Annotated in this window: 19 protein-coding genes, 3 tRNA genes and 1 pseudogene; 16 read left to right on the top strand and 7 right to left on the bottom strand. The window is 58.2% G+C overall.

Features of this window, described 5'->3' with window-relative positions:
* Positions 1-12: 12 nt before the first annotated feature.
* Both KHO49_RS19645 and KHO49_RS19640 read left to right on the top strand, forming a co-directional pair.
* A complete protein-coding gene (locus KHO49_RS19645; RefSeq protein ID WP_102881836.1) occupies positions 13-261 on the top strand; it encodes a hypothetical protein in 249 nt (82 codons plus the stop codon).
* A gap of 30 nt (positions 262-291) precedes the next feature.
* Positions 292-1,047 carry a TerC family protein gene (locus KHO49_RS19640; RefSeq protein WP_102881835.1) on the top strand — a complete coding sequence of 252 codons (756 nt, stop codon included), beginning with the start codon at positions 292-294 and terminating at the stop codon, positions 1,045-1,047.
* Between the two features lie 79 nt (positions 1,048-1,126).
* Here KHO49_RS19640 and KHO49_RS19635 read toward each other — a convergent pair whose 3' ends face one another.
* Positions 1,127-1,297, bottom strand: coding sequence for a hypothetical protein (locus tag KHO49_RS19635; protein ID WP_162884075.1), 171 nt, complete (start codon positions 1,295-1,297; stop codon positions 1,127-1,129).
* A 224-nt stretch (positions 1,298-1,521) separates the two neighbouring features.
* Between KHO49_RS19635 and KHO49_RS19630 the strand changes: the two genes are divergently transcribed.
* Positions 1,522-2,196, top strand: coding sequence for a PA2778 family cysteine peptidase (locus tag KHO49_RS19630; protein WP_213665988.1), 675 nt, complete (start codon positions 1,522-1,524; stop codon positions 2,194-2,196).
* Positions 2,197-2,246: 50 nt separating this feature from the next.
* On the opposite strand, the gene pbpG is transcribed toward KHO49_RS19630, so the two are convergent.
* Together pbpG and folD are read right to left on the bottom strand one after the other, a co-directional pair.
* Positions 2,247-3,185 carry a D-alanyl-D-alanine endopeptidase gene (gene pbpG, locus KHO49_RS19625; RefSeq protein ID WP_102881833.1) on the bottom strand — a complete coding sequence of 313 codons (939 nt, stop codon included), beginning with the start codon at positions 3,183-3,185 and terminating at the stop codon, positions 2,247-2,249.
* A 292-nt stretch (positions 3,186-3,477) separates the two neighbouring features.
* Entirely contained in the window at positions 3,478-4,332 is an 855-nt protein-coding gene (folD, locus tag KHO49_RS19620; RefSeq protein WP_102864649.1) for a bifunctional methylenetetrahydrofolate dehydrogenase/methenyltetrahydrofolate cyclohydrolase FolD, read from the bottom strand.
* Positions 4,333-4,612: 280 nt separating this feature from the next.
* Between folD and KHO49_RS19615 the strand changes: the two genes are divergently transcribed.
* From KHO49_RS19615 to KHO49_RS19575, 9 genes and pseudogenes are all read left to right on the top strand, one after another.
* Positions 4,613-4,689: transfer RNA gene (locus KHO49_RS19615), tRNA-Arg, on the top strand.
* 32 nt (positions 4,690-4,721) lie between these two features.
* Positions 4,722-4,797: transfer RNA gene (locus KHO49_RS19610), tRNA-His, on the top strand.
* 57 nt (positions 4,798-4,854) lie between these two features.
* Positions 4,855-4,939, top strand: a tRNA-Leu gene (locus KHO49_RS19605).
* Positions 4,940-5,351: 412 nt separating this feature from the next.
* Complete coding sequence (gene tig, locus KHO49_RS19600; RefSeq protein WP_102864650.1) at positions 5,352-6,662, top strand: trigger factor; 1,311 nt, start codon at positions 5,352-5,354, stop codon at positions 6,660-6,662.
* 92 nt (positions 6,663-6,754) lie between these two features.
* On the top strand, positions 6,755-7,390 hold the full coding sequence (gene clpP, locus KHO49_RS19595) for an ATP-dependent Clp endopeptidase proteolytic subunit ClpP (RefSeq protein ID WP_011062274.1): 636 nt from the start codon (positions 6,755-6,757) through the stop codon (positions 7,388-7,390).
* A 112-nt stretch (positions 7,391-7,502) separates the two neighbouring features.
* Positions 7,503-8,786, top strand: a complete 1,284-nt coding sequence (clpX, locus tag KHO49_RS19590) for an ATP-dependent Clp protease ATP-binding subunit ClpX (protein WP_102864651.1) — start codon at positions 7,503-7,505, stop codon at positions 8,784-8,786.
* 162 nt (positions 8,787-8,948) lie between these two features.
* A complete protein-coding gene (lon, locus tag KHO49_RS19585) occupies positions 8,949-11,345 on the top strand; it encodes an endopeptidase La (RefSeq protein ID WP_102864652.1) in 2,397 nt (798 codons plus the stop codon).
* Positions 11,346-11,484: 139 nt separating this feature from the next.
* Positions 11,485-11,766: pseudogene (locus tag KHO49_RS19580) on the top strand (HU family DNA-binding protein); the annotation flags it as partial.
* Positions 11,767-11,992: 226 nt separating this feature from the next.
* Positions 11,993-13,864 carry a SurA N-terminal domain-containing protein gene (locus KHO49_RS19575; protein ID WP_102864653.1) on the top strand — a complete coding sequence of 624 codons (1,872 nt, stop codon included), beginning with the start codon at positions 11,993-11,995 and terminating at the stop codon, positions 13,862-13,864.
* 70 nt (positions 13,865-13,934) lie between these two features.
* On the opposite strand, the gene KHO49_RS19570 is transcribed toward KHO49_RS19575, so the two are convergent.
* Positions 13,935-14,900 carry an AraC family transcriptional regulator ligand-binding domain-containing protein gene (locus KHO49_RS19570; protein ID WP_213665674.1) on the bottom strand — a complete coding sequence of 322 codons (966 nt, stop codon included), beginning with the start codon at positions 14,898-14,900 and terminating at the stop codon, positions 13,935-13,937.
* A gap of 66 nt (positions 14,901-14,966) precedes the next feature.
* On the opposite strand from KHO49_RS19570, the gene KHO49_RS19565 reads away from it, so the two are divergent.
* Positions 14,967-15,845, top strand: a complete 879-nt coding sequence (locus KHO49_RS19565; RefSeq protein WP_213665673.1) for a sterol desaturase family protein — start codon at positions 14,967-14,969, stop codon at positions 15,843-15,845.
* Between the two features lie 58 nt (positions 15,846-15,903).
* Here the strand turns inward: KHO49_RS19565 and KHO49_RS19560 are convergent, their stop codons facing one another.
* Entirely contained in the window at positions 15,904-17,109 is a 1,206-nt protein-coding gene (locus KHO49_RS19560) for an MFS transporter (protein WP_213665672.1), read from the bottom strand.
* Between the two features lie 123 nt (positions 17,110-17,232).
* Here KHO49_RS19560 and KHO49_RS19555 point away from each other — a divergent pair, with 123 nt between their 5' ends.
* Positions 17,233-18,132, top strand: coding sequence for a LysR family transcriptional regulator (locus KHO49_RS19555; RefSeq protein ID WP_102864657.1), 900 nt, complete (start codon positions 17,233-17,235; stop codon positions 18,130-18,132).
* A 92-nt stretch (positions 18,133-18,224) separates the two neighbouring features.
* Positions 18,225-19,076, top strand: coding sequence for a DUF2242 domain-containing protein (locus KHO49_RS19550; protein ID WP_110596152.1), 852 nt, complete (start codon positions 18,225-18,227; stop codon positions 19,074-19,076).
* 349 nt (positions 19,077-19,425) lie between these two features.
* Here KHO49_RS19550 and KHO49_RS19545 read toward each other — a convergent pair whose 3' ends face one another.
* Together KHO49_RS19545 and KHO49_RS19540 are read right to left on the bottom strand one after the other, a co-directional pair.
* Complete coding sequence (locus tag KHO49_RS19545; protein ID WP_102864660.1) at positions 19,426-20,466, bottom strand: AraC family transcriptional regulator; 1,041 nt, start codon at positions 20,464-20,466, stop codon at positions 19,426-19,428.
* A 3-nt stretch (positions 20,467-20,469) separates the two neighbouring features.
* Positions 20,470-21,600, bottom strand: coding sequence for a carbon-nitrogen hydrolase family protein (locus KHO49_RS19540; RefSeq protein WP_110596150.1), 1,131 nt, complete (start codon positions 21,598-21,600; stop codon positions 20,470-20,472).
* 209 nt (positions 21,601-21,809) lie between these two features.
* Here KHO49_RS19540 and KHO49_RS19535 point away from each other — a divergent pair, with 209 nt between their 5' ends.
* Positions 21,810-23,849, top strand: a complete 2,040-nt coding sequence (locus tag KHO49_RS19535; RefSeq protein ID WP_213665671.1) for an NADPH-dependent 2,4-dienoyl-CoA reductase — start codon at positions 21,810-21,812, stop codon at positions 23,847-23,849.
* The last annotated feature ends 7 nt before the right edge of the window (positions 23,850-23,856 follow it).

The raw sequence follows: 23,856 nt of genomic DNA, 5'->3' as shown, positions 1-23,856 counted from the left end.
GAGGAATACGGTATGTCATTCAAAAAACTGGGTGTAGCGTCGCTGCTGGCACTGTCTATGCTGACCCTGGCAGCTTGCGATCAGGCGGAAAAAAGCGCGCAACAGGTGCTGGACAAGGCGGCCGAGACTGCCAAGCAAGCCATCGACGATACTCACAAGGCCGCAGAGCAAGCGTTGAGTGACGCCACGCAAAGTGTGACCGGCAAGGAAAAACCACAGGAAGACGCGGCGAAGAAGCCGGAGTCGTCCCAGGAAATCTGATCTTTCATACAACCGATTCAGGATTGACCCATGGATTACCTCTTACAACTCGCTGCTAGCCCCACTGCTTGGGTCGCCCTGGCCACCCTGGTGGTGATGGAAATCGTGCTCGGCATCGATAACCTGATCTTTATTTCCATCCTCACCAACAAGTTGCCGGAAAAGCATCGGGCCAAGGCGCGACGCATTGGTATTGGCATGGCGTTGTTCTTGCGTCTGGCGCTGCTCAGCACCATCGCCTTCATCGTCCAGCTCACCGAGCCGGTGATCGACGTCATGGGGCAGAGCTTCTCCTGGAAGGACATGATCCTGATTGCCGGTGGCCTGTTCCTGGTGTGGAAAGCCACCACGGAGATTCACCACAGCATGACTCCGGAGCCTGAGGCGGACAAAACCCAGACATCGGGCGTGGCGATCGGCTTTGCTGCTGCGATTGGCCAGATCCTGTTGCTGGACATGGTGTTTTCCATCGACAGCATCATTACTGCCGTGGGCATGACCGAGCACTTGCCGATCATGATCATTGCCGTGGTGGCGTCGGTACTGGTGATGCTGCTGGCTGCCGAGCCGTTGGCCAAGTTCATCAATGACAACCCGACCGTGGTGATGCTGGCCCTGGGCTTCCTGATCATGATCGGCATGACCCTGATCGCCGAAGGTTTCGGCGCCCATGTACCCAAAGGGTATGTGTATGCGGCGATGGCGTTCTCGGCTGCCATTGAAAGCCTGAACATACTGGCCCGTCGGGTCCGCCAGAAGCGTCAGGCGGCGCAGGCCGAGGGCTGATTCGCAACCATGACGAACGGCCGTCTGTACTCCTTGGAGTCAGGCGGCCGTGTTGTTTTCGGCAGGGCGGGAATGTTGATCAGTGAGCAGTGGCTGGGCGCCGGGCGGCTTTTCCAGTCTTGATGTCAGGGGTGGACTGCTGGGGCCGATGATGGTGACGGCGGGTGATGCGTAGCACGCCCCAGAGCATTGCGGCGGCTACGGCCAGCCAGCTCAGGATCAGCATCACTATCGTCGTTGTCAGGCTCATAAGTGCCTCCTTGATGCCCTGTCCAGGGCACACACTCTTACCAATGGTTAGTCTAGTAGTCTCTGTGTTTCAGGCTATTGACCAATAGTCGAGAGTCTTCGAACACTTCGCTCTATGGTTTTCAATTAACTGCTGCCTAACGCTATACCCTCGCCCGTGAGCGCCCTATGATCAAGGCCCCAGCCGGGACCGGGTCGTCCGGCGTTTGAATATAGAGAGCGATGATGGTGCGGGTATTTCCTCGATTTCGAGCGGCGTTGCTGGTCAGCGCCTGTGTCTTGAGCCTGGTCGGTTGTGCCGGCAGCGTGCAACCCGAGATCCAGCGCCTGCCGGAGCGGGTAGAGCTCAACAGCGTGCCGTTTTTCCGTGGAGAGATGTACCAAAGTGGCCCCGGAGCCTTGGCCGGCATGCTGTCGCAACAGGGCGTCGTGATTACTCCGGGGTTGCTGGACAAACCCTTGCACCTGCCTGGCGCCGAGGCGCAATTGCAGCAGAACATGCTAAGCCTGGCGCGTGAGTACGGCATGGTGGTCTATCCCCTGGACGATCATCTAGCGTCCCTGCTGACCCAGGTGGCGGCAGGTTATCCGGTGCTGGTGCGCTTTACCGAAGGTTCGACGTTCTGGGCTGAGCCGCGTTATGCGGTGTTGGCCGGCTACAACCGGGACAAGCAAACCGTGTTGCTGCGTGGAGCGAAAAGCCGTCGGCAACTGATGAGCTTTCGTGAGTTCGAGTCGTCCTGGAAGAGCGCCGGGAGCTTTGCGGTATTGATTCAGGCGCCCAACCAGTTGCCAGCCAAGGTCGATCGCCAGCGCTGGTTGAAAGCCGTCGATGAACTGGGGCAGGCCGGTCAGGAACAGGCGGCGGCCAGGGCCGCTAAAGCGCTCGACAGCCACTGAAGCCTGCAGACAACAACGGCGCCATTGGGCGCCGTTGTTGTGCTTGAGTATCAGTGCGAGGCCTGAGGGGCTGCAGTCTGGCGGTTCTTGAGGTTCTTATCGGCCTTGTAGCGCAAGGCAACGTCCGGTACCGAGCCGCTCTTGCCGGTTTCTACCCAGTTGCGGATGCGGCTGGCGTCGGCAAAGTGGGTGTACTTGCCGAAGGCATCGAGAATCACCAGGGCTACCGGGCGATTGCCCATGCTGGTGACCAGCACCAGGCAGTGACCGGCCTGATTGGTGAAGCCGGTCTTGGTGATCTTGATGTCCCATTTCTCCTTGTTGACCAGGTGGTTGGTGTTGCGAAAGCCCAGGGTGTAGTTGGGCTTGCGGAATGCCACGGTCTTTTCCTTGGTGGTACTCAGCTCGCTCAGTAGAGGGTACTTGCGGGCAGCCACCAGCAATTTGCTCAGGTCGCGAGCCGTGGAAACGTTATGGATCGACAGGCCGGTGGGTTCCACATAGCGGGTGTGGGTCATTCCCAGTGACTTGGCCTTGGCGTTCATGGCGGCGATGAAGGCCGGATAGCCTCCCGGGTAATAATGGGCCAGGCTGGCCGCGGCGCGGTTTTCCGAGGACATCAGGGCAATCAGTAGGGTGTCTCGACGGCTTAGTTCGCTTTTGAGCTTGACCCGGGAGAACACACCCTTCATTTCCGGGGTGTCGCTGATGTTCATGGAGATGTGTTCGTCCAGCGGCAGCTTGGCGTCCAGAACCACCATGGCGGTCATCAGTTTGGTCACCGAAGCGATGGGCACCACAACGTCCGGATTACTGGAATAGATGACTTTGTTGGTTTGCAGGTCCAGCAGCAGGGCGCTGCCGGATGCAATATGCAATTGTGAAGTGTCTCTTGGCGCCGCGGTGGTTTCGCTGGCGTCGACGCTGTGCGCGATCAAGGTGCCGGACACAGCAAACAATAAGCTGAGGATGGAGAGACGAATTTTCACGCGGGCGGACTCGATAATAATGGATATGCCGTTTGGCAACGGGCTTTTTCGGAAAAGCGTTACATTTTATGAGTATGGCTGAAGAACTGTCGATTGTTCTTCAGTGGTCAGTCGAAAACCCTTAAAAACCAAGAAAAAACACCGTTTTTTCCTGAGCGCTACTGCGGTTTCAGAATAGGCTGAGTGCGATCCTGAACGCTAAGATTCAGGGGCGATAAAGAGCGCTGTGGTGTTGTAACGTTGGCGCATAAAAAAACCCGCCATTGGCGGGTTTTTGTGCGCTGTCGAAAACTCAGCTGTGCAGCGATTCTGCGGCGTACAGGGTGTTTTCCAGCAGGCAGGCGCGGGTCATGGGGCCTACGCCACCAGGCACTGGAGTGATCCAGCCCGCGCGGGGCAGGGCGGTTTCATAAACCACGTCGCCCACCAGCTTGCCGTCTTCCTGGCGATTGATGCCGACGTCGATGACGATAGCGCCTTCCTTGATCCACTCGCCCTTGACCAGGCCTGGCTTGCCAGCAGCAACGACAACCAGGTCGGCACGGCCGACATGGCCAGCCAGATCCTTGGTGAAGCGGTGAGTGACGGTCACGGTGCAGCCAGCCAGCAGCAACTCCATGGCCATCGGGCGCCCAACGATGTTGGATGCGCCGACCACTACTGCATCCATGCCATACAGGTCGGCACCGGTGCTTTCCAGCAGGGTCATGATGCCTTTGGGAGTGCAGGGGCGCAGCAGGGGAATGCGTTGGGCCAAACGACCAACGTTATAAGGATGGAAGCCATCCACGTCTTTGTCCGGACGAATGCGTTCTAGTAGTAGAGAGGCATCCAGGTGCTCAGGGAGTGGCAGCTGTAGCAGGACACCGTCGATGTTCGGGTCATCATTGAGGCGATCAATCAAGCCCGCCAGTGCTTCTTGAGTGGTGTCGGCGGGCAAGTCATAGGCTTGTGAAAGGAAGCCGACCTCTTCGCAGTCTTTACGCTTGTGCGAGACATAAACCTGAGAGGCCGGGTCGCTGCCGACCAGAATCACCGCGAGGCCCGGAGTACGCAGGCCTTGCTGGCGACGCTCGGCGACACGTTTGGCGATCTGCTGGCGCAGGCTAGCGGCGATCGCTTTGCCGTCGATTAGTTGTGCAGTCATGACGCGTGATTAACCATCGAGAGGGAGAGAAAAAGAGAACGTATTCTCGCATGTCGGAACGTGAGGGCAAAGGCGCTTGGTCTGCAAATTCCCCTAACTCCTTTAATTAAATGAATTTTTTTTAAAAAAGAGTTGACGACCTAAAGGCTCGCCTATAACATTCGTCGCACTTGTCGGGCACAGCCTAGCACTGGTTAAGAAAGTCGGGCGGAGTTGATGTTTAGCTCATAACGACTGAAAGCAATTAGTTTGTAATCGTTAAAGAATACAGATTAATAAGGCGCCCGTAGCTCAGCTGGATAGAGCATCCGCCTTCTAAGCGGATGGTCGCAGGTTCGAGTCCTGCCGGGTGCGCCATTAGGCAGCTTTGGCACAAGTAACGCAATATGGTGGGCGTAGCTCAGTTGGTAGAGCACAGGATTGTGACTCCTGTTGTCGTGGGTTCGATCCCCATCGTCCACCCCATATTCGAAGAAGGCGCCAGATTAATAGTCTGGCGCCTTTGCTTTAAAAGATTGTTAAGCGGACGTGGTGGAATTGGTAGACACACTGGATTTAGGTTCCAGCGCCGCAAGGTGTAAGAGTTCGAGTCTCTTCGTCCGCACCAATAAAGTAGCTAGTTAATAGCAGATTACGGCGCAGCACCTGAAAAGGGCTGCGCCGTTTTCGTTTCTGGGTCCGATATGTCTGGTGTTTCCACGCACAGTGGGGCGGCTGGGTTGGGCAATGGTTGGCCTTTGGTCGCTGGGTGCTGGGATCTTGGCTATTGGTTGGTGTTTGTCAGGGAAGCTCTGGCCGGCTCCTTCTATATATAGAAGGGTTGGTGTAGAGGCTCTGGTTGGATTCGTAGTATTTGCTCTCATGGCGAGGCTCAACCCTTTGTCCTCGCCTTCACATTGTCGGCCGTTTTTTACCCGTTTTCAGTAGGGTGACTTCTTGAGTTTGACCCACTAGAATGCATGCCCTTGATTCTGGGGTCGGAAAACGGCCGGCTAACGTCTGTGCAACGAGGAATATCCATGCAAGTTTCTGTTGAAAATACTTCTGCTCTTGAGCGCCGCATGAGCATCACCGTGCCGGCTGAGCGCATCGAGAGCCAGGTCAACAAGCGTCTGCAGCAGACTGCCCAAAAGGCCAAAATTGCGGGCTTCCGTCCTGGCAAGGTTCCAATGAGCGTGATTCGTCAGCGTTATGAGGCTGATGCGCGTCAAGAAGCAGTGGGTGATGTGATCCAGGCTTCCTTCTATGAGGCAGTTGTTGAGCAGAAGCTGAACCCAGCTGGCGCTCCTTCGGTCGAGCCTAAAGTGCTGGAGAAGGGCAAGGATCTGGAATACGTTGCCACTTTCGAAGTCTTCCCAGAGTTCACGGTTGCCGGTTTCGAAAACATCGCTGTTGAGCGTCTGAGCGCTGACGTAGCTGATGCCGATCTGGACAACATGCTGGAGATCCTGCGTAAGCAGAATGTTCGCTTTGAAGTTGTTGATCGCGCTGCGCAGAACGATGATCAACTGAACATCGACTTCGTGGGTAAGGTTGATGGTGAAGCTTTTGCAGGCGGTTCGGCTAAAGGCACTCAGTTGGTACTGGGCTCCGGCCGCATGATCCCTGGCTTCGAAGACGGTCTGGTTGGCGCCAAGGCTGGTGAAGAGCGTGTCCTGAACCTGACCTTCCCTGAGAACTATCAGAACCTGGATCTGGCCAACAAGGCTGCCGAGTTCACCGTGACTGTTAACAGCGTTTCCGAGCCTAAGCTGCCTGAGCTGACTGAAGAGTTCTTTGCTCAATTCGGTATCAAGGAAGCCGGCCTGGAAGGTTTCCGTGCCGAAGTTCGCAAGAACATGGAGCGTGAGCTGCGTCAGGCCATCAAGTCCAAAGTGAAGAATCAGGTAATGGACGGTCTGCTGGCCTCCAACCCGATCGAAGTGCCAAAGGCGCTGCTGGACAACGAAGTTAATCGTCTGCGCGTTCAGGCTGTCCAGCAATTCGGTGGCAACATCAAGCCGGATCAGCTGCCTGCCGAGCTGTTCGAAGAGCAAGCCAAGCGCCGTGTAGTGCTGGGCCTGATCGTTGCTGAAGTTGTTAAGCAATTCGATCTGAAGCCTGATGAAGACCGCGTTCGCGAGCTGATCCAGGAAATGGCTTCGGCTTACCAGGAGCCTGAGCAGGTCGTGTCCTGGTACTACAAGAACGAGCAGCAATTGAACGAAGTCCGTTCGGTTGTGCTGGAAGAACAAGTTGTGGATACTGTTCTGCAGAAAGCTAGCGTGACCGACAAATCGGTCTCTTACGAAGAAGCGGTCAAGCCGGTAGAAGCACCTCAAGCCGACTGATTTTCTTCTCGTTCGAAGCACACACCATAAGCCAGCCTTCGCGCTGGCTTATGCGTATTCAAGACGTGACTATTTGGGAGTGACTGCAGAGCATGTTCCGTAATTCTTATATTCAGCAGAACTCTGATATCCAGGCCGCAGGCGGCCTGGTCCCGATGGTTGTCGAGCAGTCCGCTCGTGGCGAGCGCGCCTACGACATCTACTCGCGCCTCCTCAAGGAGCGAGTGATCTTTCTCGTAGGTCCTGTAGAAGACTACATGGCCAACCTGATTTGTGCGCAACTGCTATTCCTTGAAGCGGAAAACCCGGACAAGGACATCCATCTCTATATCAACTCCCCGGGCGGCTCGGTAACGGCTGGCATGTCGATCTACGACACCATGCAGTTCATCAAGCCTAACGTTTCAACCACCTGTATTGGTCAGGCATGCAGCATGGGCGCCTTCTTGCTGACGGCCGGTGCCCCTGGCAAGCGTTTCTGCCTGCCAAACTCCCGAGTGATGATTCACCAGCCCCTGGGCGGTTTCCAAGGCCAAGCGTCGGATATCGAAATCCATGCCAAGGAAATCCTCTTCATCCGTGAGCGTCTCAACACGCTGATGGCCAAGCATAGCGGGCGCACTCTGGAAGAAATCGAGCGCGATACCAATCGTGATAACTTCATGAGCGCCGAAGCAGCGCGTGAGTACGGGTTGATCGATGAAGTAATCAACCAACGCCCCGCTTAAAATAAGCAGCTCAAAATAGGCTTGGTCAGTTGTTCTGATCAGTGGCGGGCTTGAAAAAGCCCGCAATAGCCTTCATCTTGTGTTGCAAGCCTATCGGATTTGGATCGAACGAATGACTGACACCCGCAACGGCGAGGACAACGGCAAACTGCTTTATTGCTCCTTCTGTGGCAAAAGCCAGCATGAAGTACGCAAATTGATTGCCGGCCCCTCGGTCTTTATCTGCGACGAGTGCGTCGACTTGTGCAATGACATCATCCGTGAGGAGGTGCAGGAAGCACAGGCCGAGAGCAGCGCGCATAAACTGCCTTCGCCTAAAGAGATCAGCGGCATCCTTGATCAATACGTGATTGGTCAGGAACGTGCAAAAAAGGTTCTAGCTGTAGCGGTGTACAACCACTACAAGCGTCTGAATCAGCGTGACAAGAAAAGTGACGACGTCGAGCTTGGCAAGAGCAACATCTTGCTGATCGGCCCTACAGGTTCGGGTAAGACGCTGCTGGCGGAAACCCTGGCCCGTCTGTTGAATGTACCGTTCACGATCGCCGATGCAACCACCCTGACCGAAGCTGGTTATGTGGGTGAGGACGTCGAGAACATCATTCAGAAGTTGCTGCAGAAGTGCGATTACGACGTAGAAAAAGCTCAAATGGGCATCGTCTACATCGATGAAATCGATAAGATTTCCCGCAAGTCTGACAACCCTTCGATTACTCGGGATGTTTCCGGTGAAGGTGTTCAGCAAGCCCTGTTGAAGTTGATTGAAGGCACGGTTGCTTCCGTTCCGCCACAAGGTGGTCGCAAGCACCCGCAGCAGGAATTCCTGCAAGTCGATACTCGTAACATCCTGTTCATCTGTGGTGGCGCGTTCTCCGGGCTGGAAAAGGTTATTCAAAACCGCTCTACCCGTGGCGGCATTGGTTTCAATGCTGAAGTGCGTAGCAAGGAAGAGGGCAAGAAGGTTGGTGAGTCCCTGCGTGAAGTCGAGCCTGACGATTTGGTCAAGTTCGGTCTGATCCCGGAGTTCGTTGGCCGTCTGCCAGTCCTGGCGACCCTGGATGAGTTGGATGAAGCTGCATTGATTCAGATCCTCACTGAACCGAAGAATGCCTTGACCAAGCAGTACGCCAAGTTGTTCGAGATGGAAGGTGTTGATCTGGAGTTCCGCACTGACGCCTTGAAGTCAGTCGCCAAGCGTGCACTTGAACGCAAGACAGGTGCTCGTGGCCTGCGTTCGATTCTCGAAGGTGTTCTGCTCGACACTATGTACGAGATCCCCTCGCAATCCGAGGTGAGTAAAGTAGTGATCGATGAAAGCGTCATTGAAGGCAAGTCCCAGCCACTGTACATCTATGAAAACAGTGAGCCGACGGCCAAGGCGGCGCCAGACGCGTAAGCGTCGCGCTGTTGGATTGAAAGAAGGGGCCTTCGGGCCCCTTTGCTTTTAGCGTCTTAAAGTGCTGTCTTTAAGCTTGTTTTTTTTACAGGCAGCCCCCATCTTGGTTTCAAGCTTACTTCCATCTGTTTACGGCCGTACGGCCGCCGTAGAGGCGAAATCATGAAGACAACCATCGAATTGCCTCTCCTGCCATTGCGTGATGTTGTGGTTTATCCGCACATGGTTATCCCGCTGTTCGTGGGGCGCGAGAAGTCGATCGAAGCCCTCGAGGCAGCGATGACGGGCGACAAGCAGATTCTCTTGCTGGCACAGAGAAACCCTGCTGATGACGATCCCGGTGAAGATGCACTCTATCGCGTAGGTACCATTGCAACTGTCTTGCAGTTGCTCAAGTTGCCTGATGGCACCGTCAAGGTGTTGGTTGAAGGCGAGCAACGCGGCGCTGTCGAACGCTTCAGTGAAGTTGATGGTCATTGCCGTGCCGAAGTCTCCCTGATTGACGAAGTAGATGCTCCTGATCGTGAGTCAGAGGTGTTCGTTCGCAGTCTGCTGTCCCAGTTCGAGCAATATGTGCAACTGGGCAAGAAAGTTCCTGCCGAGGTGTTGTCCTCCCTCAACAGTATCGACGAGCCAAGCCGCCTGGTGGATACCATGGCCGCGCATATGGCGTTGAAGATCGAGCAGAAACAGGAAATCCTCGAGATCATTGATCTGTCTGCTCGGGTCGAGCACGTCCTGGCATTGCTGGACGCTGAGATCGACCTGCTGCAAGTTGAAAAGCGCATTCGTGGCCGCGTCAAAAAGCAAATGGAACGCAGCCAGCGCGAGTACTACCTGAATGAGCAGATGAAGGCCATTCAGAAGGAGCTGGGCGATGGTGACGAGGGTCACAATGAAATCGAAGAGCTGAAAAAGCGCATCGATGCCGCCGGCCTGCCAAAAGATGCGATGACCAAAGCTCAGGCCGAGCTCAACAAGCTCAAGCAGATGTCGCCGATGTCTGCCGAGGCTACGGTGGTTCGCTCCTATATCGATTGGCTGGTTCAAGTGCCTTGGAAGGCCCAGAGCAAGGTGCGTCTCGACCTGGCGCGTGCCGAGGATATTCTCGACGCCGATCACTATGGTTTGGAAGAGGTCAAAGAGCGGATTCTCGAATATCTCGCCGTACAAAAGCGCGTGAAGAAGATTCGTGGTCCGGTGCTGTGCCTCGTCGGTCCTCCTGGGGTAGGTAAGACCTCTCTTGCGGAGTCGATCGCCAATGCGACCAACCGTAAGTTTGTGCGTATGGCGCTGGGTGGCGTACGTGATGAAGCGGAAATCCGTGGACATCGTCGAACTTACATCGGTTCGATGCCAGGAAGATTGATTCAAAAGATGACAAAGGTTGGCGTTCGCAACCCGCTGTTCCTGCTCGACGAAATCGACAAGATGGGCAGTGATATGCGTGGTGATCCGGCGTCGGCGTTGCTGGAGGTTCTGGACCCTGAGCAGAACCACAACTTCAACGATCATTATCTGGAAGTTGATTACGACTTGTCCGATGTGATGTTCCTTTGCACCTCCAACTCGATGAATATTCCCCCAGCATTGCTGGATCGGATGGAGGTGATTCGTCTGCCTGGCTACACCGAGGACGAGAAGATCAACATCGCGGTCAAGTACCTGTCGCCCAAGCAGATTCAGGCCAATGGACTGAAGAAAGGCGAGCTGGAATTCGACCCCGATGCGATTCGCGACATCATCCGCTACTACACCCGCGAAGCCGGTGTGCGGGGCCTGGAGCGTCAGATCGCCAAGGTCTGCCGCAAGGCGGTGAAAGAGCATGCGATGGAAAAACGCTTCTCTGTTAAGGTCACTTCCGATCTGCTGGAACACTTCCTGGGCGTGCGTAAATTCCGCTACGGCCTGGCCGAGCAGCAGGATCAGATCGGCCAAGTGACCGGCCTGGCCTGGACTCAGGTAGGCGGTGAGTTGCTGACGATCGAAGCCGCTGTGGTTCCAGGCAAGGGTCAGTTGATCAAGACCGGCTCCCTGGGCGATGTCATGGTCGAGTCGATCACTGCCGCGCTGACTGTGGTACGCAGTCGTGCCAAGAGCCTGGGTATTCCCTTGGACTTCCACGAGAAGCGCGACACCCACATCCACATGCCGGAAGGGGCTACCCCTAAAGACGGCCCTAGCGCGGGCATAGGCATGTGCACGGCGTTGGTTTCGGCGCTGACCGGCATTCCGGTGCGGGCTGATGTAGCGATGACAGGGGAGATCACCCTACGCGGTCAGGTATTGGCCATCGGCGGGCTGAAAGAGAAATTACTTGCAGCTCATCGGGGTGGAATCAAGACGGTGATCATTCCTGAAGAGAATGTTCGCGATTTGAAAGAAATTCCTGACAATATCAAGCAGGATCTGCAGATTAAACCAGTTAAATGGATTGACGAAGTCCTGCAAATTGCGCTGCAATACGCGCCGGAGCCCTTGCCGGATGTGGCTCCCGAGATAGTTGCAAAGGACGAAAAACGCGAGTCTGACTCTAAGGAAAGAATTAGCACGCATTAGTACGCATTAGCCTGGGGGGCTTCCTTGACAGCTTTTTAGAGCCCTTGTTATAAAGCGGCTCTTAAGTGTCTGTAGGCCATTCAGCACTCGTTTTTGCTTTCACCAAAAAACTTAGAATCATACTCATAGATATGTAAGGGGACTTAGAGTGAACAAGTCGGAACTGATTGATGCTATCGCTGCATCTGCTGATCTCCCGAAAGCTGCTGCTGGCCGTGCGCTGGACGCAGTAATCGAATCCGTTACTGGCGCTCTGAAGGCCGGTGACTCTGTTGTTCTGGTTGGTTTCGGTACTTTCTCCGTAACGGATCGTCCAGCTCGTATCGGTCGCAACCCACAGACCGGTAAGACTCTGGAAATCGCTGCTGCTAAAAAGCCAGGTTTCAAAGCCGGTAAAGCACTGAAAGAAGCCGTAAACTAAGTTTCTTCAGGGTCTTTGCCCATCCGGGTCGGGGTCATGCCTGATCTGGCAGCGGGGCGCCAGTAGGCCGGTGCATCACCGGCCAATGCCGAGGGTCGCAGGTTCAGCTCTCGTCCGCTCCGCCAGTTACGAGAAGGCGCATCCTCGGATGCGCCTTTCTTCTATCCGGACTCTACCCACACTCCACGGTTGCTTAAATTGAAGTACAGCCGTTTCTGGGGGACGCATGCTGCAGAATATCAGGGACAACTCACAAGGCTGGATTGCCAAAACCATCATCGGGGTCATCGTCGCATTGCTGGCGTTGACCGGTTTCGATGCCATTTTCCAGGCCACTACCCATAACCAGGACGCGGCCAAGGTCAACGGCGAGGAAATCACTCAGAACGAGTTGAGCCAGGCCGTCGACATGCAACGTCGTCAACTGATGCAACAGTTGGGCAAAGATTTCGATGCCTCCCTGCTGGATGAGAAGATGCTGCGCGAAGCCGCTTTGAAAGGGCTGATCGACCGCAAACTGTTGCTGCAAGGTGCACAGGATTCCAAGTTTGCCTTCTCCGAGGGCGCGCTGGATCAGGTGATCCTGCAAACGCCGGAATTCCAGGTTGAAGGCAAATTCAGCCCTGAGCGTTTCGATCAGGTGATTCGTCAGTTGGGCTACACCCGTCTGCAATTCCGCCAGATGCTGGCTCAGGAAATGCTGATCGGTCAGGTGCGTGCCGGTCTGGCGGGCAGTGGTTTCGTGACCGATGCTCAGGTACTGGCGTTCGCTCGTCTGGAAAAACAGACCCGAGATTTCGCTTCTCTGAGCATCAAGGCTGATCCGGCAGCGATCAAGCTGACCGATGACGAGGTCAAGGCCTATTACGATCAGCACGCCAAGGAGTTCATGACTCCCGACCAAGTGGTGATTGATTACATCGAGCTGAAGAAGGCTGCCTTCTTTGATCAGGTCAGTGTCAAGGACGAGGACCTGCAGGCGCTGTATCAGAAGGAAATCGCCAACCTGTCCGAGCAACGTCGTGCCGCGCACATCCTGATCGAAGTCAACGACAAGGTGAACGAGGCTCAGGCCAAGGCCAAGGTCGAAGAGATCCAGGCGCGTCTGGCCAAAGGCGAAAGCTTCGAGGCACTGGCCAAGGAATTCTCCCAGGATCCAGGCTCGGCTAATAACGGTGGCGACTTGGGCTACGCCGGTCCAGGTGTTTATGACCCAACCTTCGAGAAGGCGCTGTATGCGCTGAATAAGGATCAGGTCTCGGCTCCGGTGCGTACGGACTTCGGTTTCCACCTGATCAAGCTGTTGGGCATCGAAGCACCGGAAGTGCCGAGCTTCGCCAGTCTCAAGGACAAGCTGACCCGCGACTTGAAAACTCAGCAGGTCGAGCAGCGTTTCGTTGAGGCGACCAAGCAGCTGGAGGACTCTTCGTTCGAAGCCTCCGATCTGGCACAACCGGCTCAGGAGCTGAAGCTGACTGTTCACACCTCCGCGCCATTCGGCCGTGACGGTGGCGACGGTATCGCTGCCAACCGTGCAGTGGTGCAAGCAGCGTTCAGTACCGAAGTCCTCGACGAGGGTTCCAACAGCACCGCCATCGAACTGGATCCGGAAACTGTCGTGGTGCTGCGAGCCAAAGAGCATCGCAAACCTGAGCAACTGCCTCTGGAAAGCGTCGCCAGTGCCATTCGCACGCAATTGGCCAAGGAGCACGCCAGTGCTGCGGCCAAGACCAAGGCTGAAGAGCTGATTGCCAGCTTGCGTGATGGCAAGACAGCGCTGAACAAGCCGGTTGATGGCCAGAACTGGAAAGTCGCACAAGCGGTGACCCGTGGTCAGGATGGTATCGATCCAACTGTTCTGCAGGCGTTGTTCCGCATGAGCAAGCCTGAGTCCAAGGACAAACCGACCTTCACTAGCGTGACCCTGCCTAACGGCAATCTGCTGGTGCTGCAGCTCAATGCCGTCAATGAAGCCGCTGCGCCGACTGAGGAAGAGAAGGCTCAATACCGTCGCTTCCTGGCCTCGCGGGTAGGGCAGCAAGATTTTGCCGCCTACCGCAAGCAGCTGGAAAACCAGGCGGACATCAAGCGTTACTAATGCCTGAACCGCAGTGTTGAAAAGACCCCGGCCGCAATGCCGGGGTCTTTTTTTTGAGCTCGGATAAACCTCAGGTGCCGGTGGTGTGCCAGCGCTTGCGCGCATGCAGATAGGCCGCCTGATCGTTGTAGCCCAGCTGTAGCGCAATCTGCGTCCGGGATTCGCCTTGCAATTCCAGATGCATTTCCAGCTCGGCGCGGGTCTGGTCCAGCAACTGGCGAAAACTCAGCCCCTGTTCCGCGAGACGTCGCCGCAGCGTGCGTGGGGTTTGATGCAGATGGGCACAAAGGCTTTCCAGGGTTACGGGATGGCCCGCCGCCAGGGCCTGACGACAGGCCCTGACCACCTTGGCTGCCCAACCGCTCAGCCGTTGGTGCAGGGCCACCCGTCGATCCAGCTCTTCGCTCAACAGGTCGAGCATGCCGGCGTGGCGGGTCTGCAGTGGCAGTTGCAGGCTGTGCGGGTCGAAGTAGAAACGGTTGGCCCGGCAATCGAATTCGATACGGTCGCCAAACCAATGCTGGTATTGCGCGTGATAGTCGGGACGCGAATGGCTGAAGCAGGCCAGCACGGGCCGAACCGCAAGACCAGTGCCACGCCGCAGTTGAGTGATGGACATGACTCCATAGTGTTCGATCAGGTAACGGCTCAACTCCGCCGAGGTGTCGATATGGATTTCAACACCAGAACCTCGGGCATCCGTCACCCGTTGCACGCGATCGGTGTCCGAGCCCAACGGCGCATAGCGAACCCAGAATGCCATGGACGCGGCAACATCCGGGCAGTAGAGACTGGCGTGGGCAATAACGTGCCAGTCCTGGGGCGTGAAGCGTTCGAACAGTTTGAGACCTATGGCCGGCTCCAACGCCGCCGCCGCGCGCCATAGCTGTTCCAGGTGCAGCAGGTTGTAGTCCTGGTGCGTGGCGGCGCTCTGGTCATTGAGGAAGCGTTGCAAGACTTCACCGAGGCGTCCTCGATGAAAGCGCGGGGCCGCTCGGTTGGCCGGATCTCGCTGGATTCTGTCCATTTCGCGCATAGAGAGGGCTGCCTTGCTGATCTCTAATGGTCGGGCGTTGCCCATAAGGATAAGAGCGAGAATGCCATGAACCACGATCTGATGACCAACAACCCCCTGTTGATCGTTTCGGCAATCTTTGTGTTTTTCATCCTCCTGGAAATAGCTTGTTCAGCCTTTCGCCAACCCCGTGGCCATCGCCGCGACGTGCTGATCGAGGCGGTGGGCTCAAGCCTGTTGCTCGGCGTGACCTTTCCCCTGGTGATGTGGGCCAGCGGTGCGCTCATGGGTCTGGCACTGCCACAAGCCAAGGGCATGCTGGCGGATACGCCCTGGGTGCTTGGTCTGCTGTTGTTCCTGATCTTCGATGACATGACCCAATACTGGTGGCACCGCCTGACCCATCGTCTCCCCGCGCTGTATGCCCTGCACCGGGCTCACCATTCAGCGCCCTACATGAGCATTCGCATCGTTTATCGCAACAACAGCTTCTATTACCTGCTGATGCCCGGAATCTGGTTCTCCGGGGTGCTGATCTACCTGGGGCTGGCGCCGGTCTATTACGGTTACCTGATTCTCAAGATGACGGTGATCTTCGCCGCACACAGCAGCGTGGCCTGGGACGACAAGCTGTACCGCATCGGTTTTCTCCGGCCACTGATGTGGCTGGTGGAGCGAGTCTTTTCAACGCCTTCGACCCATTCGGCTCACCATGGCCTGAGCGCCGAGGATGGCGTGACCCACTACAAGGGCAACTTCGGTAACTTGCTGTTCCTCTGGGATGTGCTGTTTGGCACCGCGAAGATCACCCGCCGCCGGCCCGTTACCTTCGGTATCGAGCACTTGGCGCCGGTGAGCTGGAAGGAGGAGCTGTTCTGGCCGTTGGTACGCAGTCGCAAAGCCCGATCCGCTGCGCACGCAAAAGTGGATACTGCTTTGCAGACTGGCGCTTCGGCTGAAGGCTAGCGACCTGGCAGGCTCCGTAGCCGCGAGAACGCCCGGTTGCCAAGGCTTGGGTCGAGGATCAGCGTCTGACTGGAAAGCCCTGGTGCCGGGCGTTCACCGCCACCACCAGGCTGATCAGCAACAGCGCGGCGATCACCCAGGGGAAGATCGCCACTCCCGGCCCTTGCAGCAGCAAGGCGCCACCCAGGCCGCCACCGGCGATCGCCAGGTTCCATAGGGTGACCAGCATCGACTGCGCGGTGTCAGCGTGCTCGCCTGCGGCCTTGGCCAGTGCGGTTTGCAGCAGGGTGGCCATGCCGCCGAAGGACAGCCCCCAGATAGCGGTCGCCCCATAGATCGCCACTGGCCAGTCACTCAGCAGCCCCAGCATCAGGGTCGAGCCGATGAACAGCAGGCAACTGACCAGCACCAGTTGACGCAGCCAGCGATCGATCAGCAGGCCCACCAGCCAGATGCTCAACAATGCAGCCAGGCCAAACACCAGCAACACCCGCTCGATCTGCTCACCAAGCCCGACCGGCTCAAGAAAGGGCGCGATGTAGGTGTAGAGAATGTTGTGTCCCAGCACATAGGCAAAAGTCACCAACAGCACTGGTCGGATCCCCGGCAAGGCCAGGACTCGAGCCAGCGACAAGCGCTTCTGTGCGCGCAGCCCCGGGAAGTCCGGCACCTGAACCAGTACCCAGCCAATTAGCCCCAGGGTCAGCAAGGTCATGACAGCAAAGCTCATGCGCCAGCCCACCAGGTTGCCCAGCCAGGTTCCAGCGGGCATTCCCACCGACAGAGCCACCGGCGCGCCGAGCATGGCCAGTGTGATTGCCCGTCCTTGCAAGTGGGGCGCCACCATACGGCTGGCATACCCGGCCAGCAAGGCCCAGAGCAGGCCGGCGAAGACCCCGGCGAAAAAGCGTGCCACCAGAATCAGGCTGTAGTCACTGGAGAGAGCGGTAACACTGTTGACCAGGGCAAAGCCGGCGATGGCCAGCAACAGTAAGGGGCGCCGCCGCCAGCCCTGGGTGAGGATGATCAGCGGGATGGCGGCCAGTAGCGAACCCAGGGCATAGAAGGTCACCAGTTGGCCAATCAGTGAAGGTGAGACGCCAAGGTTGGCACTCATTTGTGGCAGCAGCCCAGCCGGCAGGGTCTCGGTCATCAGGGTAATGAAACCGGCGCTGGCGAGAGCCAGCAGGCCGCCGACAGGCAGGCGTTCGCGGGTCTCGGCGGGTGCTTGTAGCAGTTCACAGGCATTGGCGGAGTTGCTCATGGTCGGGCACCGTTGTGCAGGGGCAGAAATGAAGCTCACAGGGTAGGGTTCTGTGCATGGCGGAAAAATAGGCTAAGGTTCCGAACTTATCGGACACAGAAGTCCTTAATCGCAGGAGGCAGAATGGACTGGCTGGGCAGTATTCCGGTGTTCATGCAGGTGGCCGAGACACGTAGCTTTACCGAAGCGGGGCGGCTATTGGGAGTGTCCTCTTCAGCCGTGGGCAAGAGCATCGCGCGGCTTGAGGAGCGTCTGGAGACGCGCCTGTTCCATCGCACCACCCGCAGTATCAGCCTGACCGCCGAGGGGGCCGGGTTCCTCGAGCGCTGCCGCCGGATAGCTACCGAAGCGGAGGCTGCGGAGTTCCAGCTGTGCGATTCCTCCAGTGCGCCTGTAGGTAAGTTGCGGATCAGTGCTCCCCAAGTTCACGGGCTGTTGATGCCGGTACTGGCGGAGTTCATGCAGCTCTATCCACAGATCGAGCTGGACGTGGACCTTTCCGATCGCATGGTGGATGTGGTGGAGGAGGGGTTTGACCTGGTAGTGCGCACAGGCAATCCCAAGGACTCCCGGCTCCTGGCCCGACAATTGGGGCGCTTTCATATGGTGCTGGTGGGCAGTCCCGACTATTTCAAGCAGCGCGGCTTGCCGCAATGTCCCCAGCAACTGCGCGAGCACGCCTGCCTGCGGCACACCTTTCACCACACCGGCAAACTTGAGCCGTGGCCGTTCAAGCCCCAGGCCCACTTACCGGAACCGCTGCTGCCGACCCGCTTGACCAGCAGCTCCATCGAGGCTGTGGAACACGCTGCCCGCAGCGGTTTGGGTATCGCCTGTTTGCCGGATTTCATGGTGCAGGCGGCGGTCCGCCGGGGAGCGTTGCAGACAGTGCTCGACGAGTACCTGGAACACAGCGGCACGTTTTGGGTGCTGTGGCCATCGAGCCGACATGCGGCGGCCAAGCTGAGGGTGTTGATCGAGCACTTGAGCGAGCGACTTTTTCCGGCAAACAACGGTCAGTAAACTTGTGTGAAATTTAAGACACCAATTACCTGCGCGGTGTGGCATTGATCTGTTGCACAATACGCGCCGGAGCGTTTTCCTCAGGATTTTCGATGTTTAGATCATTTCATCTGCGCGCCGCAGCCACGGCATTGCTGCTGTCCGCTGTCGCCGGTTGTTCGACGCACAAGACCGCCATCTACGAGCATGAAAGCTTCGATGATTCCGGCACTTTTTCGCGCAATTACCCGGTCAGCGATACCGCTTCCTGTGAAGCCGCACGCCGGGCTCTGCTGAGCCAGGGCTACATCATCACCAGCAACGACCCGAAGCTGGTCAGTGGCCACAAGAGCTTCCAGCAGACCGGTGAGACCCATCTGGAGATCAGCTTCAATGTGGTCTGTGCCCAGGATGGCAGCGGCGACCAACGTTCGACGGTGTTTGCCAACGCCTTGCAGGACCGTTATGCACTCAAGAAGGTGAACAACTCGGCGAGCCTGGGCGTCGGAGTGCTGGGTTCGGTGTCTATGCCGATCGGTTCCACCGACGATTCCATGGTCAAGGTGGCCAGTGAGACGGTGTCGTCCGCCAAGTTCTATGAGCGCTACTTCGCCCTGGTCGAGCTGTTTTTGCCCCAGGAAGTGAAGAAGGCTGCACATATCGAAGAGAAGCCCAAGGCTGATCTGGGGGTTCCTGAAAACAAGCCCGAGGCGGAACCCAAGCCTGAGTCCAAGCCACAGAGCCCAGTGATCGAGCCGAGTGCTGTGGTCGCGCCGCTGGTGCCCGCCAATGAGCCTGAGCCAACGCTCTCCCAGCCCGTGGCTCCACCAGCGGAAGTCGCGCCGATTGTGCCGGCTGCCAGCAGCGAGCCGGCGCCTGCCAATCAAGCCGTCACTGCGCCCCCCGCCAGCAGTCTGCCGCCGCCGACCGAGCCGATTCCCGCTCTGCCGGGCAGCGGGCACTGATCGGTTCTAGGGTGCTCGGGCCGACTCTTTAAAGTCGGCCCGATGTTTACATCGCGCTCGCCTTCGACTGCAATCATTGCCGTTGCATAGGTATCCACAGCTTAAATTTCTCACGGGCTGTTACGTTTTAACGATATAAATCTTGACCGGGGGGGTAGTATTTTTTCTGTCATCCCGGCACTTTATGCTGGTCCCGACAGTCATTAGGCACAGGGTTATTCAATCAACGGAAAAGGAGTCCGCCATGGACGAATACCAAGAGGAACTGCTGGAGTATCAAGCTTTCGAGCTCGATCCCCTGGAACCAGCAGAAGACGCCACCGAGCTGTAACGCCGGTGGCGTTTTTTTTTAGCCGAATTGTCGGTGGCTGCGCCGGAATTCCCCCGGGGTCTGCCCGTTCCAACGCTTGAAAGCCCGTTGAAATGCCTCGGCTGAGGCAAAGCCCAACAGATAGGCGATCTCGCCGAATGCCAGTTCGGTATCGCGGATATAGGTCATGGCCAGGTCGCGGCGAGTGTCGTTGAGAATCGCTCGAAACTGCGTCCCTTCTTCCGCCAGCTTGCGCCGCAGGGTCCAGGTCGGCAGCTTCAGGCGCATCGCCACTTCTTCCAGGTCCGGCTCACGGCCACCGTTGAGCAGAGGGCCCAACAGCTGAATGATGCGTTCGCGCAGGCTGCGGGTCCGGGTCAACTGTTCCAGTTCTCTTTCACATAGCTGCACCAGATGCCGCCAGGTGCTGGGGCAATGCTCCGGATTGCGCAGGGCCAGGTTGGCCTGGCTCAAGCGCAGCTGGTTCTGTTCAGCACCGAACTGGATGGGCGTTGGGCCGAGCAGGGCATAGGCGTCGTGATAGTCCGGGCGCTCGAACTCGATGTCGATCTGCTCGGCATGAATGGCCTGGCCGCAAAGGCTCGACAGCTGCTGAAGCCAGCCGGACATGATCGAGTCCACGACGAAACGGTTGTAGGCGTTGTAGGGGCTGATGGAATAAAAGCGCAGCCAGGCACCGTTGGCGTCTTCGTGAAAGCTCGACTGGCCACGATAGTTGGAGCCGTACAAGGCCTCGAAACGGGTCAGGCAGCGAGCCGCTTCGCGCACGGTAGGGGCTTGCGCGGCAGTCACCCCAGCAAGGCCCATCTGGCTCAGGCGACTCAGGCGGCCCATGCGCAGACCCAGTGCCGGGTCACCGGTCAGCTGGATCGCCCCGTGGCCCAGGCGCATGTAGCGGGGGATCGACAAGCGTGCCCCGGCTTCCCCCAGCCTGGCGGCGTCCAGTGCGTATTGTTCCAGCAACGGTGTCGGGTCCAGCCCATGACTGCGTACCGCGTCCACCAGGCTGTGGACGAACCCCACCGAGAGGTCTCCCAGGCGCATCGGCGGCGTCTTCATCGACTACAACCAGATGTTCAGCAAGCGAGCACCCCGGGTGCCCTCGTCGGCAAAGGTCTGGCCATTGCTGTTGATAAAGCTCTGGCCGCTGCTGCGCTGGTCCCAGAACTGGCCACGCAGGAACACGCTGACCCCGGCACTGGCCAGGCTGCTGGGCGGGCGGGCAGTGAGGGTCAGGCGATGCCAGGCCTCGCCTTCGCTGGCTTCCTCGGGCTTGAGGCTGACTTCACTGGGGGTGGCGATGCTCTTGTAACCGCGCCAGGGTTTGTCCCAGCCGTCGCGGCCCATGACAAAGGCCGGAACTGCCACCAATTGAGTGCTCTGCTCATTGAGCTTGCGATAGTTTTCCGGGTACCAGCTGTCGCTGCCGATCAATACGCCGAGCCGTCCGGCGGGGGTATCGATCACCCGTAGCGCTGTATCGGTATCGCCCTTTAGGTAGCCGCTTTCGGCATAGGTCGGGTAGATCTGCCGCTGGGGCTGGCCCATGGGCAGGCCATCGCTGCCGAACACCAGGCTGCTGTTGTACAGGGCGCCGCTGCCAATCTGCAGGGTGCCCTGACTGACACTGGGCTCCGGCAGAATGATGGTGCCGGCCACCAGGGTCACCTGGAACTCCTTGGCCAGGCCGCCGAACAGCCACTGATAGTCCTTGGCCATTTTCTTCGCCTTCATGCGCAGATACGCATCGTCCAGGCGACTGTCGCCCCTGGCGCTGATCAGCGCCTTGAGAAACGGCAAGGGGTTGCTCACGGCCAGCCAGTTCATCGCTTCTTTCAAGGAGGCGGCCTGGTACAGCTCGTTCTTTTCACCACTGACCATCAGCCAGGTGCCGATATGCTCCGGTAGCACGACGATGGTCTTGGCGTTGACCAGGCCTTTGTCAGTGGCTTGCTGCAAGTAGGCCGCCAGCTTGCGATGCAGGCGTTCGATGTTCTGGTAGTCGGTGGGGAACAGCTCAGGCTGAATCGCCAGCAGGTTGCCATGATCGGCTGGCACGCCTTGATCCACCGCGAGCTGGATGCGCAGGTCCGACAGGTAGTGCGCCTCTGGACGGTCGCGAGTCCAGATTGCGTAGCGGGTGGCGGCTGCAAGCAGGGCCAGAGTGAGGGTGATGTAGAGAAGTTTGCGCATGGGGAAACAGTCAGCGGCCGTGTGCAGGAGTCGTCGACTAGGGTAGGGCCCGGGCCGACGCTTGCCAAGGGGCGCTGTGCGTTTGGATCAATAAGTTGTCAGTTACGGTCATTGAGCACCGGGTACTGTGCTCTTAGTCTGTGGAGCACTACCGATGGAAGACGCAGAGCTTCCACATTTTCCGTGATTGCCCGATCTGGAGTGACACCATGGCTGCCGCACCTTACCCGCACTTGCTGGCCCCCCTCGACCTGGGGTTCACCACCCTGCGCAACCGTACCCTGATGGGGTCCATGCACACCGGTCTGGAAGAGAAGCCCGGCGGTTTCGAGCGCATGGCGGCGTATTTTGCCGAGCGTGCCCGCGGCGGTGTGGGCCTGATGGTCACCGGCGGTATCGGTCCCAACGACGAGGGCGGGGTGTATTCCGGCGCCGCCAAGCTGACCACCGAGGAAGAGGCCCTCAAGCACCAGATCGTCACTCGTGCGGTGCACGAGGCGGGTGGCAAGATCTGCATGCAGATTCTCCACGCCGGGCGTTATGCCTATAGCCCCAAGCAGGTCGCCCCCAGCGCGATCCAGGCGCCGATCAACCCGTTCAAGCCCAAGGAGCTGGACGAGGAAGGCATCGAGAAGCAGATCCGCGACTTCGTCACCTGCTCGACCCTGGCCCAGAAAGCCGAGTACGACGGCGTCGAAATCATGGGCTCGGAAGGTTATTTCATTAACCAGTTCCTGGCGGCCCACACCAACCACCGTACCGACCGCTGGGGTGGCAGCTACGAAAACCGCATGCGCCTGCCGGTGGAAATCGTTCGCCGGGTGCGTGAGGCGGTCGGTCCGAACTTCATCATCATCTTCCGCCTGTCGATGCTCGACCTGGTGGAAGGCGGCAGCACCTGGGAAGAAATCGTGCAACTGGCCCAGGCCATCGAACAGGCCGGCGCCACCATCATCAATACCGGGATCGGCTGGCACGAAGCACGAATTCCCACCATCGCCACCAAGGTGCCTCGCGCCGCATTCAGCAAAGTCACGGCCAAGCTGCGCGGTTCGGTGAGTATTCCGCTGATCACCACCAACCGCATCAACACCCCGGAAATCGCTGAGCAGATCCTCGCCGAGGGCGATGCCGACATGGTTTCCATGGCTCGGCCGTTCCTCGCCGATCCAGACTTCGTCAATAAAGCCGCCGCTGGTCGCGCCGACGAGATCAACACCTGCATCGGCTGTAACCAGGCGTGCCTGGACCATACCTTCGGCGGCAAGCTCACCAGTTGCCTGGTCAACCCCCGTGCCTGCCACGAGACCGAGCTGAACTACCTGCCGGTCACGCAGATCAAGAAGATTGCCGTAGTGGGGGCCGGCCCGGCAGGCCTGTCCGCCGCGACCGTGGCCGCTGAACGTGGCCACCAGGTGACCCTGTTCGACTCCGCCAGCGAGATCGGTGGCCAGTTCAACATCGCCAAACGGGTGCCGGGCAAGGAGGAGTTCTATGAAACCCTGCGTTACTTCAAGCGCAAGCTGCAGACCAGCCATGTCGAGCTGTGCCTGAACACCCGGGTGGATGTGGAGCAACTGGTGGCCGGCGGTTTTGACGAAATCATCCTGGCCACCGGTATCGCCCCGCGTGTGCCGGCGATTCCCGGGGTGGAGCACTCCAAGGTCCTGAGCTACCTGGATGTGTTGCTGGAGCGCAAGCCGGTCGGCAAGAGCGTGGCAGTGATCGGTGCCGGTGGCATTGGCTTCGACGTCTCCGAGTTCCTGGTGCACCAGGGTGTGGCCACCAGCCAGGACCGTGAAGCGTTCTGGAAGGAATGGGGCATCGACACCCAGCTCGAAGCCCGTGGCGGCGTAGCGGGAATCAAGGCTGAGCCCCATGCACCGGCCCGCCAAGTGTTCCTGCTGCAGCGCAAGAAAACCAAGGTTGGCGACGGCCTGGGCAAGACCACCGGCTGGATTCACCGCACCGGGTTGAAGAACAAGCAGGTACAGATGCTCAACAGCGTCGAGTACCTGAAGATCGACGACGCCGGTCTGCATATCCGCATTGGCGAGGCAGGAGAACCCCAGGTGCTGCCGGTCGACAACATCGTCATCTGCGCCGGTCAGGACCCGCTGCGTGAGCTGCAGGACGGCCTGCTGGCCGCCGGGCAGAATGTGCACTTGATCGGCGGCGCCGATGTGGCCGCGGAGCTCGACGCCAAGCGTGCCATCAATCAGGGCTCGCGCCTGGCGGCACAGCTGTAACGGCGTC

Origin of the sequence: Pseudomonas sp. RC4D1 (genome assembly GCF_018390395.1) — a bacterium.
Lineage (GTDB): Bacteria > Pseudomonadota > Gammaproteobacteria > Pseudomonadales > Pseudomonadaceae > Aquipseudomonas > Aquipseudomonas danubii.
This window is presented reverse-complemented; position numbering and strand designations above follow the sequence as displayed.